General features: G+C 67.8%; 11 protein-coding genes. All 11 read left to right on the top strand.

The genetic code is table 11. From position 1 onward, the window contains the following. The first annotated feature begins 84 nt into the window (after positions 1-84). Positions 85-1,362 (top strand): diaminopimelate decarboxylase, encoded by a 1,278-nt coding sequence (gene lysA, locus ABJK40_RS02500; protein ID WP_348480717.1) that lies wholly within the window; start codon positions 85-87, stop codon positions 1,360-1,362. An 83-nt stretch (positions 1,363-1,445) separates the two neighbouring features. Further along, entirely contained in the window at positions 1,446-1,934 is a 489-nt protein-coding gene (locus ABJK40_RS02505) for a type II toxin-antitoxin system PemK/MazF family toxin (protein WP_348480716.1), read from the top strand. Next, entirely contained in the window at positions 1,931-3,106 is a 1,176-nt protein-coding gene (locus tag ABJK40_RS02510; protein ID WP_348480715.1) for a CapA family protein, read from the top strand. Before ABJK40_RS02505 ends, ABJK40_RS02510 begins: the two co-directional genes overlap by 4 nt. An 89-nt stretch (positions 3,107-3,195) precedes the next feature. Then, entirely contained in the window at positions 3,196-4,524 is a 1,329-nt protein-coding gene (locus ABJK40_RS02515) for a homoserine dehydrogenase (RefSeq protein ID WP_348480714.1), read from the top strand. 7 nt (positions 4,525-4,531) lie between these two features. After that, positions 4,532-5,914: a threonine synthase gene (gene thrC / locus ABJK40_RS02520; RefSeq protein WP_348480713.1), complete on the top strand. Its 1,383-nt coding sequence runs from the start codon at positions 4,532-4,534 to the stop codon at positions 5,912-5,914. Positions 5,915-6,140: 226 nt separating this feature from the next. Then, positions 6,141-8,264, top strand: a complete 2,124-nt coding sequence (gene rho, locus ABJK40_RS02525; protein WP_348480712.1) for a transcription termination factor Rho — start codon at positions 6,141-6,143, stop codon at positions 8,262-8,264. Between the two features lie 185 nt (positions 8,265-8,449). Then, complete coding sequence (gene rpmE / locus ABJK40_RS02530; RefSeq protein ID WP_348480711.1) at positions 8,450-8,680, top strand: 50S ribosomal protein L31; 231 nt, start codon at positions 8,450-8,452, stop codon at positions 8,678-8,680. A 271-nt stretch (positions 8,681-8,951) separates the two neighbouring features. Further along, entirely contained in the window at positions 8,952-10,418 is a 1,467-nt protein-coding gene (locus ABJK40_RS02535; RefSeq protein ID WP_348480710.1) for a DUF1800 family protein, read from the top strand. Positions 10,419-10,425: 7 nt separating this feature from the next. After that, the gene (locus ABJK40_RS02540) at positions 10,426-12,903 is read left to right on the top strand and encodes a DUF1501 domain-containing protein (RefSeq protein ID WP_348480709.1); all 2,478 of its coding nucleotides are present in this window, start codon (positions 10,426-10,428) and stop codon (positions 12,901-12,903) included. Between the two features lie 146 nt (positions 12,904-13,049). Beyond that, entirely contained in the window at positions 13,050-14,207 is a 1,158-nt protein-coding gene (locus tag ABJK40_RS02545) for an SLC13 family permease (RefSeq protein WP_348480708.1), read from the top strand. Between the two features lie 112 nt (positions 14,208-14,319). Next, complete coding sequence (locus ABJK40_RS02550) at positions 14,320-15,762, top strand: DUF1800 family protein (protein ID WP_348480707.1); 1,443 nt, start codon at positions 14,320-14,322, stop codon at positions 15,760-15,762. Positions 15,763-15,765 lie beyond the last annotated feature (3 nt).

The following is a 15,765-nucleotide window of genomic DNA, read 5'->3' on the forward strand; positions in this document are numbered from 1 at the left end:
GGGCCCCTCTCGAGATCTGTGCGGCTCGGCCCGTCGAGCGGGCTCCGATGCACATGTTCCGCCAACGATTTGCCGGAGCGAACGATGAGCACCCTCGACCGTCGACTCCTGTCGGACAACACGGCGGTGGACGACGACGGGATGCTCACCGTCGGTGGGTGCCGCATCGACGACGTGGCGGCCGAGTACGGCACGCCCGTGTTCGTGTACGACGAACAGCACCTGCGCGATCGGTGCCGGGAGGCGGTGGCGGCGTTCGGTCGCGACCGTGTGATCTATGCGACCAAGGCGTTCCTGTGCAGGGCGATGGCGAAGCTCGCGTACGACGAGGGGATGCTGCTCGACGTCGCGTCCGGCGGTGAACTGCACGTGGCGATGTCGGCGGGGGTTCCGGCGTCGGCGTGCACGCTGCACGGCAACAACAAGTCGATCGCCGAGTTGCGCATGGCGATCTCCGCAGGCGTGAAGCACGTGATCGTCGATTCCTTCGACGAGATGGACCGCATCGACGCGCTCGTCGCAGCAGGCGCGGGCGACGTGCCCGATGTCGTCCTGCGGATCACCCCGGGCGTCAGTGCGTACACGCACGAGTTCATCTCGACCGGCCAGAACGACTCCAAGTTCGGGTTCAACCTGGAGAACGGCGACGCGCACCGAGCGGTCGATCGCGCACGTCGCTCGTCGTCGATGCAGCTGGTCGGCGTGCACTGCCACATCGGCTCCAACGTGTTCGAGGCGTCGTCGTTCGCCAAGGCCGCCGAGGTGATGGCCGACTTCGCCATCCCCCTCGACCTGCCCGAACTCGTCCTCGGCGGTGGCCTCGGCGTTGCGTACGTCGCGGGGGAGGAGGCACCGACGATCACCCAGTGGGGCAACGTCCTGCTCGACGCCTGCCAGTCGATCGGAGTGAGGTCGAAGGTCAGCGTGGAGCCGGGTCGTTCGATCGTCGCGGCAGCTGCGATGACGGTGTACACCGTGGGCACCATCAAGCACATCCCCGGCGTGCGCACCTACGTGTCGGTCGACGGCGGCATGAGCGACAACCCCCGTCCGGTCCTGTACGGCTCGGGCTACGAATCGTTCCTGCCGCGTGCCGTCGACGATCCGCGGGCGATGTCGGCTCGTCTGGTCGGCAAGCACTGCGAGTCGGGTGACGTGCTCTCGTTCGAGGCGGCACTCCCGAGCGACATCGTCGTGGGTGACCTGCTCGCGATGCCGGTCACCGGCGCCTACGGCCAGTCGATGGGCTCCAACTACAACAAGATCACACGACCACCCGTCGTGTTCTGTGCCGAGGGCGACGCCCACCCCGTCGTGCGGCGCGAGACCTTCGACGATCTCCTCGCCACCGACCTCGGCTGATCCACCTCTGTTGTTCGCTCCCGGACGGAACAACAGAGGTTGGCATCTGAGCGTGGCAACCGTGGTTGCGTAGGGTTGGAGCGATGACATTGGTCGGCTCCATCCGCAAGCTCGTCAAGCAGGTCCAGTCCGCGCAGGCGGAGCGCGACCCGATGGCCGGCAGGAGGACCAAGCGGCCGACCCCGCCGACGCGTGCGGTCGAGCACGGTGTGCGCGTCGAGTACACGCCGGAGATGGACGGTGACGCCGACCCCGGTGAGGTCGTGTGGGCCTGGGTGCCCTACGAGGAGGACCCGCATCAGGGCAAGGATCGGCCGGTGGTGATCATCGGTCGGACCGGTGACGGCTTCGCCGGCGTGGCGCTGACGTCGAAGGACCGGGGGCGCCGGGAGAACGTCCCGGTCGGCACCGGGGCGTGGGACCCCAGGCGTCGCGACAGTTGGGCGAAGGTCGACCGACTGCTGACCATCGACGCCGACGAGGTCCGGCGCGAAGGGGCGATCCTCGCGAGGGACCGGTTCGACGAGGTCGTCGGCAACGTCGCCAGGTATCACGACATCGTGCGGGCGTGACCGGCCGGGCGGCATCGATCGGTCGGCGGATCGCGATGCCGATCGCCGTGACCGCGCTCATCGGGTTCGGGGCATCGGTCGGCGGGTCGGCCGCAGCGGACGAGCGCGCCACGACCAGCGAGCGTGCGGTTCGTGTCGACACGCCGCTGCGGTCGCTCACCGTCATCGCCGGAGGCGACGTTCTGCCCGAGTCGCGCGTCCGAGCGGCTGCAGCCCGCGCCGGCCTGGCCGCCGGTGTCCGCTTCGACTTCGGCCCGATGTTCGCGCCCGTCGGCGACATCGTCCGACGTGTCGACCTCGCGATCTGCAACATGGAGATCCCTGTCGGTCGCCCCGGCCAGGCCGCCGGATTCGCCGGGCGATCACCCTTCGGCGGCAACCTGCTCCTCGCTCCCCACGAGATCGCGGCCGGCCTGGCGGGCGCCGGTTTCGACCGGTGTTCCACTGCGTCGAACCACAGTTTCGACCTCGGTGTCGACGGCATCGCCTGGACGATCCAGGGCTTGAACGAGCAGGGGATCTCCACGACCGGGTCGGCACGGTCCCGGGAGGAATCGGTCGACCGGATCCTGCTCGTCGACGGTGTCCGTGTCGCACATCTGGCCGTCACCACCTCCTCGAACACCGTTCCGCCGAACGATCCGTGGCGGTTGAACCACGTGCGATCGCCCGAACCGATCGCCCGGCGGGTGGCGACGGTGCGAGCCGCCGGCGCCGAGGTCGTCGTGGTGAGCATCCACGTCGGCAAGGAGCTCCTGCCCGGACCGGATCCGACCGATCGAACGCTCGTCCAGCGGCTCACGGCGATGGCCGACGTCGACGCGGTCTTCGTGCACGGTCCCCACGTCGTGCAGCCGTTCGAGATCGTCAACGACACACCCGTGTGGTGGAGCCTGGGCAACTTCGTGTCCGAGATGGGTCCTCCGTCGGTGGGCCGGTACGCCGACGCCCGCACCGCTGACGGACTGCTCGCCTTCGTCGACTTCAGCGAACGCGGCGACGGGGGCTTCGACGCGGTCACCCGCTCGATCGCGATCTGCAACGACCTCGCCGACAGGACGGTCCGTGTCGCATCGGTGTCGCTCGCCGACCCCGACCTCCCCGCGAGGGTGCGAACGGAACTGACCGGGTGCCGCGAGCGGACGCGTCTCGTCGTTCCCGACGTGAGCTGACCACGCTCGGAGACGACGGACCCCGGAGCACACGAACAGGGTGCGTCCGAGACACCATTGGGGACGCAACGATCCCGTAGCCTGACGACGTGACCGAAGCGAACGATTCCCCGTCTCAGAACACCGCCGTGCGCATCGGTGTTCTCGGCTGCGGAAACGTGGGCGCGGCACTCATCGACATCGTGCGCAACCGTGCCGACGCCGTCGAACAGCGCACCGGCATCCGCCTCGAGGTCACCCGCGTCGCCGTTCGCAACATGTCGGCACCCCGAGACATCGAGGTCGGCGACGATCTCCTGACCCGCGACGTCATGAGCGTCGTCACGGACCCCGACATCGACATCGTGGTCGAGTCGATCGGCGGCATCGAACCGGCACGCGAGCTGATCCTCGCCGCTCTCGCCAACGGCAAGCCGGTCGTCACGGCGAACAAGGAACTGCTCGCCAACGTCGGCGCCGAGCTCTATGCAGCGGCCGACGCGGCCGAGCGTGATCTGCTGTTCGAGGCGGCCGTCGCCGCCGGGATCCCGTTCATCCGCGTGTTGCGCGAGAGCCTGTACGGCGAGCCGATCACCCGCATCCTCGGGATCATCAACGGCACCACCAACTACATCCTCACCAAGATGACCGACGCCGTCGACGCCGGTGGCGACGCCGACTACGGTGCGGCGCTGAAGGACGCACAGAGCCTCGGGTATGCCGAACGTGACCCCACCGCCGACGTGGAGGGCTTCGACGCCGGCGCCAAGGCGGCGATCATCGCGTCCGTCGCATTCGGCAAGAAGGTGGTCGCCGGCGACGTGTACCACCAGGGCATCAGCGAGATCACGGCGTCGGAGATCGCGATCGCACGTCGTCTGGGCTACGTCGTCAAGTTGCTCGGGATCGTCGAACGTGATCCCGGAACCGACGAGGTGAGCGTGCGCGTCCACCCGACGATGGTCCCCGACCACCACCCGCTGGCCACGGTGCGCGACAGCTTCAACGCGATCTTCGTCGAGGGCGACTACGTCGACTCGGCACTGTTCTACGGACGCGGCGCCGGGGGAGCACCGACCGCCAGCGCCGTGTTCGGCGACGTGATCGATGCGGCCCTGAACCTGCGCAGCGGCACGCACGGATCGATCGGCGCACTCGGCAAGGCGACGATCCGCCCGATCGACGAGACCTCGGCCGAGTACCTGCTCGGCCTCGACGTCGCCGATCGCCCGGGCGTCCTCCATGCGGTGACCGGCGTGTTCGCCGCCCACGACGTGAGCATCCGGGTTGCCGAGCAGGAGGGCAACGGCCCCGATGCGCGGCTGGTGTTCATCACGCACGAGGCCCGGGAGAAGGACGTGCAGGCCACCGTCCGCGAACTCAACGAACTCGACGTGGTCCTCAAGGTCGGCGGACTGATCCGCGTCATCGGGGACTGAGGCGACGATGCGCTACGTCTCCACCCGCGGCAGGGCCCCCGAGTTGGGTTTCGCCGAGGTGCTGCTCGCCGGCCTCGCCGACGACGGCGGCCTCTACGTTCCCGCCACCTGGCCGCAGCTCGCGCCGCGCCGATCGACGAGCGCGGGCTACGTCGACCGAGCGGTCGAGGTGATGCTGCCCTTCGTCGAGCCCGACATCGACGAGATCACGCTGACGCACCTGTGCACCGAGGCGTACGCCACGTTCCGACACCCCGCCGTCGTGCCGCTCGTGCAGACCGGAGCGAACCAGTGGGTGCAGGAGTTGTTCCACGGACCGACCCTGGCGTTCAAGGACGTCGCCCTGCAGCTGGTCGGCAAGATGTTCGACCACGTTCTCGCCGAGCGCGATCAGCGCATCACGATCGTCGGGGCCACCTCGGGCGACACGGGCTCGGCTGCGATCGACGGCGTGTCCGGATGCGATCGGGTCGACATGGTCATCCTCTATCCGCTCGGACGCACGAGCGACGTCCAACGCAGGCAGATGACCACCGTCGATGCGCCCAACGCGCACGCCGTGGCGGTCGAGGGCTCGTTCGACGACTGCCAGGACCTGGTCAAGGCGATGTTCAACGACGCCGACTTCCGCACGCGCAACAATCTGTCGGCGGTCAACTCGATCAACTGGGCGAGGGTGATGGCCCAGACCGTCTACTACGTGGTCGCCGCCGAGACCTTCGCCGATCCGGCCACGTTCGTGGTGCCGACCGGCAACTTCGGCAACGTCCTCGCCGGATGGATCGCCCGGGAGATCGGTGCCCCGATCCAGGACTTCGTGCTGGCGTCGAACCGCAACGACATCCTCACCCGCTTCGTCAACGATTCCGACATGAGTTCCCGTCCCGTCGAGCCCAGCCTCAGCCCGTCGATGGACATCGCGGTGTCGTCGAACTTCGAGCGACTGCTGTTCGAGATGAACGACCGTGACGGCGGGATGACCGACGAGCAACTCACCCGGTTCCGTTCGACCGGACGCCTCGACGTGGAGCCGGATCAGCGCTCGGCATTCATCGACGGAACCTTCAAGGCAGCGGCGTTCGACGACGACGCCACCCTCGCGGAGATCACCCGGATGCGAGCCGAGACGGGAATGCTCGTCGACCCGCACACCGCCACCGCCACTGCGGCGGCGAGGTTGTTCGGTGGGCCGAGTGGCCCCACCAACCCGATGATCACCCTCGCCACCGCACACCCGGCGAAGTTCCCCGACGCCGTCGAGAAGGCGACCGGCGAGCGGCCGCCACTGCCCGATCACCTGGCGGATCTGTTCGAGCGCGAGGAGCGCACCGAGACCGTCGCCAACGATCTGCATGCGGTCCAGGCGCTGGTCGAGCGACTGACCCACTGACCGCCTCGGCGCGCTGATGTTGCAAACGGCTGACGCTGCCAACTAACGTCTGTGTCGTTCGGTTCTCGCCGAACCGCACCTCGAACTCTCGAAGCGTGCGAATCTCTCAGGGGATCCGTGGCTGGCGCCTTGTACTCGTTGCGATGCGCCGCGACCCCTTCCTCTGAGCCCAGATCTCACCGGTCGATCTCCACCGACGGTGAAAGAGAGGCACACGATGCCCGCAATGGCACTCGAACAGTCCGCGCTGGAAAGCAAGGACAAGGACCAACTTCTGCAGATCGCCAAGGCGCTCGGCGTCAAGGGCGTCTCGAAGTTGAAGAAGGCCGACCTGGTCGACAAGATCATCGACGCCGCCGGCGGCGTCGACGACTCGCCCGCCGAGCGTGACCGGCCCGCCGAACCCGCTTCCACCCCCACCGACACGGCTTCCGCGTCGCCGTCGTCCGAAGCGGCATCGCCGACAGGTGCGGTCAGCGCCGGGACGCCGTCGTCGCCATCCTCTCCTCCTTCTTCGTCCCCCTCCTCCGCTGCGCCACGTCCGTCGTCGGGGATCCAGGTGACCGACGGTGCACGCGGGTTCAGCAAGCCGCGCTCGAAGCAAGCGGCCGAGAGCGCAGGGGCATCCACGTCGAGCGCGCCGGACGCCGAGGTCGAACTCGGCCCCGACGGCGAACCCCTCGCCGACTGGGAGATCGAACTCCGCAAGCAGGGTGTGTCCACCGAGACGACATCCACCGACGCTTCCGAGTCGAGCGGCGCGCCGGAGCGCGGGTCCGGTCGCGACGAGAACGGCCGCCGCAACCGTGACGGCCAGAGAAGTGACGGCCAGAGAAGTGACGGCCAGCGCAACGACGGCCAGAGAAGCGACGGGCAGAGAAGTGACGGCCAGCGCAACGACGGCCAGAGAAACGACGCGTCGGGACGGAACCGGAACGGCGGTCAGAACCGCGACGGTCAGGACGACCGCACCGATCAGGGCGGAGGCGGCAACCAGGAGGCCCGCTCCCAGCAGAACGGCAACGGCCAGGGCGGTGGCAACTCCCAGGGCGGCAACAGCGGTCAGGGTGGCGGCAACCGGAACACGAACAACAACAACGACGACGGTGGGAACAAGCGTCGGCGTCGGCGTCGCAAGGGCGGCGGACGCGGTCAGGAAGGCCCCCAGGGCGATGACGTCGACCTGTTGGACGACGACGGTCAGCCCCAGTCGAACGAACCCGTCGAGGTCACCGGCTACCTCGACATGCGCAACGAGGGATACGGCTTCCTGCGCACGAACGGATACCTCCCCGGCAAGGAGGACGCCTACGTCCCGGTCAAGCTCGCCCGCCAGTTCGGTCTCCGCAAGGGCGACCAGATCGCCGGCAAGATGCGCCCGATGCGCGGCAACGAGAAGAACCCGCAGTTGCTCGACGTGCACACGGTCAACGGCGGTGACCCCGAGAAGGCCAAGTCCCGACCGCACTTCGAGAACCTCACCGCGCTGTTCCCCGACGAGAAGCTGACACTCGAGGACCTCTCCGATCCGTCGAACATGACGGCTCGGATCATCGACCTGATCAGCCCGATCGGCAAGGGCCAGCGCGGGATCCTGGTGTCGCCTCCCAAGGCCGGCAAGACCACGATCCTGAAGACCATCGCGAAGATGATCGAGAAGAACAACCCCGAGGTCGAGTTGATCGTGCTGTTGATCGACGAGCGGCCCGAGGAGGTCACCGACATCAGGCGCACGGTGAAGGGCGAAGTCATCTCGTCGACCTTCGATCGCCCGAGCGACGAGCACGCCGCCGTCGCCGAGATGACGATCGCCAAGGCCCGTCGCATGGTCGAGTCCGGCAAGGACGTCGTGATCATGCTCGACGGCATCACCCGGCTCAGTCGTGCCTACAACCTGTCGGCGCCCTCCACCGGCAAGATCCTGTCCGGTGGTATCGACGCCGGTGCGCTCTACCCGCCGAAGAAGTTCTTCGGCTCGGCACGCAACGTCGAGGAGGGTGGCTCGCTCACGATCCTCGCCACGGCACTGGTCGACACGAACAGCCGGATGGACGAAGCGATCTTCGAGGAGTTCAAGGGCACCGGCAACATGGAGTTGCGCCTCGACCGCAAGATCGCCGAACGGCGGATCTACCCGGCGATCGACGTCGACGCGTCGTCCACCCGCCACGAGGAGCTGCTGTTCGACCGCAAGGAACTGCAGATGGTGTGGAAGCTGCGCCGCGTGCTCAGTGGCCTCGCCGCCGAAGGCAGCGCCGCACCGGGCCTCGAACTCCTGATGGACCGACTGAAGACCTTCAAGTCGAACAGCGAGTTCCTGAACGAGATCGCCAAGCAACCGGGCATGTAGCCGGGCGCCTGCGCGGTGCGACGTCCGTGCGCATCGGCGTGAGCCTGTGGGAACAAGGACGGGCGCAAGCGTGTTCTACCCAGATAGCGTCACCCGGCGCTGATCGTCGACGACGTTCAACGACACCACGAGCCAGTGGGGTCGAGTGTTCAGCCGTCACCCGAGATCGAAACCGAGGAATCATCATGAAGACCGACATCCATCCCACGTACACCGACACGACCGTGAAGTGCTCGTGCGGGAACACGTTCGTCACGAAGTCGACCCGCGAGGGCGACCTCACCGTCGAACTCTGCAACGAGTGCCACCCCTTCTTCACCGGCAAGCAGAAGCTGGTCGACTCCGGTGGACGCGTCGAGCGCTTCAACAAGCGCTACGGACGCCGTGAAGGCGCCCCGTCGCAGATGGAGGACTGATCCTCGGCTTCCGAACCGGGAGCTCCCATCGAATGCACCGAGATGCCGCCCACCCGGGCGGCATCTCGTCGTTTTCGCCCGTCGTGTCGAACTCGAGTCCCACGGCGACCCGGCCGTGCACGCACCGCGTCGGTTCGAACGCGCCGCGCGATGATTCTCGCATTCGTGTTGCGATCCGATGACGATCATCGACACACAGAGGTTGCTCAACCTCGTGCAGTGACGAGCCGATGAGCTTCGTACACATCTGTGCTGCGATCCGGGAGAACGAGTGCCAGCTCTGAACGAAGCCAACGTCCGTCACCTGCTGCGCCGGACCGAGTTCGTGGATCGACCCGCGCGCGTCCAGGCCCTGCTGGGTCTGGGCAGCATCGAGGCCGCAGTCGACGACATCATGGACGTCGCGGCCTCACCGCCGAGCGTGACGTACGACGGCATCCCGGCTGACCAGGGATGGCAGCGAGGGCAGCGCGTGGCCGAGCACTGGGTCGGTCAGATGGCGACGGCACGTCGCCCGTTCGGTGAGCGGATGGCGTTCTTCTGGCACGGTCACATCGTGTCGTCGATCTCCAAGGTCGACTCCTACGACGCGATGCGCGCCCAGATCGATCTGTTCCGATCACGCGGGCTGGGGACGGCGGCGAGTTCGGGCAACGTCGGCGCACTGATGCGCACGGCATCGACGCAGGCGGCGATGCTGCGCTACCTCGACAACGACCAGAACTTCAAGGACTCACCCAACCAGAACTTCGCACGCGAACTGATGGAACTGTTCCTGCTCGGGGTGGGCAACTACACCGAGGCCGACGTCGAGGCGTCGACGGCGGCGTGGACCGGCCACACCCGGACCCGCTGGGACTCCGACACGTACGTCTTCGACGCCACCCGGCACGAGTCGGCACCGCAACGGTTCCTCGGCCGCACGATCAACGCCACCCGACCGGCGAACGAAGCGGGCTTCGAGACGATCGAGGTGATCCTCGGGACGGGTCCGCTCGGCTCGGGCACGGTGCCGGTCGGCCCGAACGTGAGCCGCCCGAGCAGAGACGTGGCCGCAGAGTTCCTCACCTTCAAGCTGTGGCAGGAGTTCGGCGAGGCGGCAACCGGGTCCGTGCCTGCGGGTGTTCGATCAGCGATGACCTCCGCGCTCGTGTCGAGCGGTTTCGACATCCGACCGTGGGTGCGGGCGATGCTCGTCCACGACGACTTCTACACCGGGGCCACCAGGACCGGTCTCGTCCGCCAACCGGTCGAGTACATGGTGGCGCTGCTGGTCGCCACGGGGCTCGATGCGATCGGCAACGTCCCCAACTGGTTGATGCGCCACACCGGACAGGAGGTGCTGAATCCGCCGAACGTCAGCGGTTGGCGGCCCAACGGCTACTGGGTCAACGCGAGCGCGATGGGTGCCCGCAAGAGCCTCGTCGACACCGTCGTCTGGAAGCTGACCGGCTCGACCTGGGACGGCGACGACGGGTACATCCAATTCGGCCCGGACCCGTCGAGACGCTTGACCAAGACCGAGATCGAAGGACTCTGGCGACCCGGCCATCCCTACATCGAGCCGATCCCCACGACCGAACTCGTCGCCCGACTCGTCGACTACACCGGCATCGTCCCGTCAGCTGCGAGCCGTCAGCGAATCCTCGCCCACCTCGACTCCGACGTGATCGAGAACTGGATGCGCCTCGACGCTCTGACGCTGATCCTGTCCACTCCCGAGATGCACATCGCCTGAGGCCCCCATGCTCGATCCAGACATCTCCACCTCCGACGCACTGCGTCACCTCTCCGTCTCGGACGGGACCGATGCGTTCGCGCTCGACCGGCGCCGCTTCCTCCAGATGGTCGGCCTCGGCGTCGGTGCCGGCATGGTCGCCGGCCCGGGCACGTCGCTGCTCGATGTCGCGCTTCCCGGACTCGACCCGTCGGCCTGGGCGGCAGGTCCGATCGGACCCGAGGAAGGGATCCTCGTCGTGATCGGGTTGTTCGGGGGCAACGACGGACTGAACACCGTGGTGCCGATCAACGACGGTTTGTACCACGACCAGCACGGAGCGCTCGCGATCCCGGGAAGCGCCACGCTTCGGCTCGATGCGAACTCGGGCCTCAATCCGGAACTGACCGAGTTCAAGAGGCTGTGGGATGCCGGCCAACTCGCGATCGTCGAAGGCGTCGGACACCTGCAGGACGAGTTCAGCCACTTCTCCTCGATGGCGAAGTGGATGAGCGGCAAGCCGACGGGCATTCCGACCAGCGGGTGGCTCGGGCGATGGACGGACCGCTACCTGAACGGCAGCAAGGACCTGTTCGCATCGGCGGAGATCGGCCACTCGATCCCGCTGCACATGATCGGCGAACGATCCATCGCCACGACGGTCCCGACCAACAAGCCCGACTTCGGCGTGCCCCGGGAATGGCGATCCGCAGCCGACCTCGCACTGTTCCAGACGGTGCGCGACCTGGCGTCGAGTGCGCCGGCGAGTTCGTGGCTCGGTCGGGTCGGTCAGGCGCAGGTCGATCAACTCGACGTGGCTGCCGCGCTCAATCCGGTCATTCCGGACGACGATCAACTGTCCGGGACGGAGATCGTCGCGAAGCTCGACATCGCGGCACGCCTCGTGAACGCGAACCTCGGGATGCGCGTGCTGACCGTCGGATGGGGAGACTTCGACAGTCACGCCGGCCAGCCGAGCCAGCACACGAGTCGGATGCGCGAACTGAACGAGGCCGTGCGCACCTTCTACCAGCGCCTCGATCCGGCGTGGGGGAACCGTGTCACCTTGATGACCTTCTCGGAGTTCGGTCGCACCCCCTACGCCAACGACGGGCAGGGCACCGATCACGGTTCCTCTGCTCCCCAGTTCGTGTTCGGCGCCGCGGTGAAGGGTGGCTTCCACGGACAGCGGCCGTCGTTGTCGGGCCTTCAACGCTGGGATCGGATCCCGAGCCACGTCGACATGCGCGACTACTACGCATCCGTGATCGACGGCTGGATGGGCGGTGGTTCCAGCGAGATCTTCGGCGGCACGCGACAAGATCTCGGACTGTTCCGCCGGGGCCCGACCGGAGAGATCGCATTCCCGCCGACCTCGGCACTCGGCCAGTTCGTCGGCATGAGGCCCGAGCGCGCGTACGACTCCCGTGACGGCACGGGCGGACGCTCGACGAGGATCGGACCCGGCGAGACCGTCCGGATCGCGGTCGCAGGCACCGGCTCGCTCCCGGAGGCCGGCGTCACGGCCGTCGCCGTCAACCTCACCTCGATCCGCCCCGGCGAGAACACGTTCCTCACCGCCTTCCCCTCCGGTCAGAACAGGCCGCCGTCGTCGACGCTCAACCCGCGTGCCGGAGCGATTGTGCCGAACACGACGATCGTGGGCGTTGGCCCCGACGGTACGTTCTCGCTCTACAACGACCGTTCCGACGTCCATGTCACCGCCGACGTGATGGGGTACTTCCAGGCCGGTGGCGGAGGGTCGTCGTCGCTCGGTCGGCTGCTCGCACTCTCCCCGGCACGCCTCCTCGACACCCGCTCGGGCATCGGTGCCACTGCGGGCCGGGTGGCCGGTGGTCGCGCGATCTCCTTGGCGGTGCTGGGACAGGGCGGCGTCCCCGCCTCCGGGGTCGACGCCGTGGTGGTCAACCTGCTGTCGATCGATCCGACCGAGGACGGATGGGTCACCGCGTGGCCGACCGGCTCGGCGAAGCCGACGACTGCGAGCCTGTCGTACCGTGCCGGTCGGATCATCCCGAACCTCACGGTGTGCAAGGTCGGGACCGGCGGGACCATCCAACTCGAAGCGAGCAGCGGGCGGGTGCACCTCGTCGCCGACGTGGTGGGATGCTTCGCATCGACCGGGTCGCAGCTCTCCCCGGTCGCGCCGGTTCGCCTGCTCGACACCCGCGACGGCACCGGGGCCGCCCGCAGACGCGTCGGACCGGGCCAGGAGATCGTGCTGCGTGTGACGGGCAACGGCATCCCGACCGGCGCGACGGCGGTGGCGCTGAACGTGTCGGCGGTCCGCCCGAGCGTGCAGACCTACCTGACGGTGTATCCCGACGGTGAGGCCCGCCCCACGGCATCGAGTCTCAACCCCGACCCCGGTGCGGTCTCGGCCAACCTCGTGGTCGCCAAGGTCGGCGAGGGCGGAAGGATCCGCATCTTCAACGCCAACGGAGACGTCGACCTCCTCGCCGACCTCACCGCCTACTTCATCTGAGCGGCGCCAGACCTGTCATCCGGTGTCTGACACCGTTTGGTGGACACCGTTTGGTGTCTGTCATCCGGTGTCTGACACCGTTTGACACCGTTTGACGGGCACCGTTCGCCGGCGCGATCCGGGCGGGGCCGGTAGCTTTCTGCTCCTTGATCGAAGTCGGCTTGCTCGTCGTCGCGGGCGTGCTCATGCTGTGGCGACCCGGTGGAAGCGCCATCTGGATCGGGCCGGTGATGTGTGTCGTCGTCGGATTCGCGACGACGCTGCTGTCTCCGTCCGCTGCGACGTCGGCTCTGGGGCCGCTGCGGGACTCGCTGCTGTTCCTGGTCTTCGCGGTGCCGCTCGCGGTCGGCCTCGACGAGATCGGTGTGTTCTCCTCGATCGCGGCGCGCTTCGGGCACGATGCACATCTCGTCGCCCGACTGTGGTGGCTCGCGGCCGGTGTGGTGGCGGTGTTCAATCTCGATGCTGCGGTCGTGTTGCTCACGCCGCTGTACGTGCGCATCGCTCGGCGACATGGCCTGCCCGCCGAGGCGCTGGCCTTCCAGCCGGTGCTCCTGGCGTGCCTGAGCTCGGGTGTGCTGCCGGTGTCGAACCTCACCAACCTGATCGTCGCGGACCGGTGGGACCTCACCGCCGCCGACTTCCTCACGCACCTCGCACTGCCGTCGGTCGCCGCCACGGCGATCGGGTACCTGGCGTACCGGCACGTGTTCCGGTTCGACACGACCGACGTCGGAGTCGAGGACCACGTCGACCCCCTGGCACTGCGACGTGGAGTTCCGATCATCGGGTTCGTCCTCGTCGGATTCACACTCGGTGACGCCCTCGGAATCCCGGCCTGGGCGATCGCCGCGGTGGCCTGGTCGTGGACGGTGTCGACCACCCGACGTTCTCAGTGGCGGGCGGTACCGCTCGCAGCCGTCGTCGTCGCAGCCTCGCTCGCGATCCTCGTCACCGCAGCGCTGCCGTCACTCGGGCTCGATCGGATCTTCGGTCGGTCCGGCGTCTGGGGTGATCTCGGCATCGTCGCATTCGGCACGATCGGCTCGGCCGCGGCGAACAACCTGCCGATCGTTCTCGCCGGATCGAGCGCGATGACGAACGCCGAGCAGGCCTGGCCGCTCCTCATCGGCACGAACATCGGCGCGATCTTCGTGATCTCGGCGTCGCTGTCGGGACTCCTGTGGAGCGACACGGCGGCACGTGCCGGTGTCCACGTGTCGCCACGTCGATACGTGGCGGTCAGCACGCGCATCGGGCTTCCTGCGGTGATCGTCGCGACGGTTCTGGTGCTGGTGACGTAGGGGCACCGATCGGGTGGTCGCGAGCCGACCGCGGTCGTACGCGACCCGAGCGGGGCTACGTTCGGAGTTCCGACACGGGGAGCGCGGGTGTCGCGACGGATCAGGAGAACGAGTGCCAGCTCTCGACGAGGGGAATGTCCGCCACCTGCTGCGGCGGACGGAGGTCGTGGATCGGCCGCAGCGCGTCGCTGCCCTGCTCGCCCTCCCGAGCCTCGAGGCGGCGGTCGACGACGTGATGAACGTCGTCGCCGATCCGCCGACCGCCACGCTCGACGGCCCCGAGGGAAGTGAGGAGTGGCGACGGGGCATTCGACTCTCCGACCACTGGCTGGGCCGGATGGCGTCCACGACGAGACCGTTCGCCGAGCGGATGGCGTTCTTCTGGCACGGTCATCTCGCCACCTCGATCGACAAGGTCGGTTCTGCCGATCTGATGCGTGACCAGATCGATCTGTTCCGACGGCGTGGTCTCGGGGCGGCCGGTTCGTCGGTCACGGTGACCGAACTGGTGAGCAACGCCTCCCTCCAGCTGGCGCTGTTGCGCTACCTCGACAACCACCAGAACTTCGCGAGCTCGCCGAACCAGAACTTCGCTCGGGAGTTGATGGAACTCTTCCTGCTCGGCGTGGGCAACTACACCGAAGCCGACGTCGAGGCCTCGACCGCGGCGTGGACCGGGCACACCCACGTCCCGACGAACCGCAACGCCTACTTCTTCGACCAGTCGGCCCACGAGCCGACGTCGCAGGTGTTCCTGGGCCGCACCATCAACGCCACGCGGCCGCCCCAGCAGGCGGGCATCGAGACGATCGAGGTGATCCTCGGGACCGGACCCCTGGGCTCGGGGATCGTTCCCATGACCGCCGAGCGCAACGGCGGTCGGGAGACGAAGGCCGTCGCCGCCGAATTCCTCACCTTCAAGCTGTGGCAGGAGTTCGGTGAGGCCACCACCGGCTCCGTGCCCGCCGGCGTGGGGTCGGCGATGACCGGCGCGCTCCTCGGCACTGGATTCGAGATCCGTCCATGGGTGCGAGCGATGCTGCTCCACGACGACTTCTACTCCGCCACGGCGCAGACGGGGCTGGTGCGTCAACCGGTCGAGTTCATGGTCGCCCTGCTCGTCGCCACGGGGCTCGACACGAGGATGGATCACATTCCGAACTGGCTGCTGGCGAGCGTCGGTCAGCAGCCGCTGTACCCGCCGAACGTGAGCGGGTGGAGGCCCAACGGCTACTGGGTCAACGCCGGATCCATGTCGACCCGCCACGGCATCGTCGAGCACGTGGTCCAGAAGCTGCGTGACGCGACGTGGTACCGCTCCGACGCGCACCTGCGCTTCGGTCCAGGACCCGGTGACGTGATCACCCGATCGGAGGTCGAAGGGCTGCCGGCCGCGACCCTCGTCGACCGATTCGCCGCACTGACCGGGGTGCGCCCGACCGCAGCCACACGCGCCGGCATCCTCGAACATCTCGGCGACGCGACCGTCGACCCGGCGATGCGCGTCGACGCACTCTCGCTGCTCCTGTCCGCCCCGTCCATGCACATCGCCTGAGGA

The sequence above is a fragment of the Ilumatobacter sp. genome, from assembly GCF_039969435.1.
In the GTDB taxonomy this organism is placed as follows: domain Bacteria; phylum Actinomycetota; class Acidimicrobiia; order Acidimicrobiales; family Ilumatobacteraceae; genus Ilumatobacter_A.

Bases quoted from the DNA above. Each gene is read 5' to 3' on its own strand.
- ABJK40_RS02505 (WP_348480716.1), top strand. From the start codon at position 1,446: ATGACATTGGTCGGCTCCATCCGCAAGCTCGTCAAGCAGGTCCAGTCC.
- thrC (WP_348480713.1), top strand. From the start codon at position 4,532: ATGCGCTACGTCTCCACCCGCGGCAGGGCCCCCGAGTTGGGTTTCGCC.
- ABJK40_RS02540 (WP_348480709.1), top strand. From the start codon at position 10,426: ATGCTCGATCCAGACATCTCCACCTCCGACGCACTGCGTCACCTCTCC.
- rpmE (WP_348480711.1), top strand. From the start codon at position 8,450: ATGAAGACCGACATCCATCCCACGTACACCGACACGACCGTGAAGTGC.
- rho (WP_348480712.1), top strand. From the start codon at position 6,141: ATGGCACTCGAACAGTCCGCGCTGGAAAGCAAGGACAAGGACCAACTT.
- lysA (WP_348480717.1), top strand. From the start codon at position 85: ATGAGCACCCTCGACCGTCGACTCCTGTCGGACAACACGGCGGTGGAC.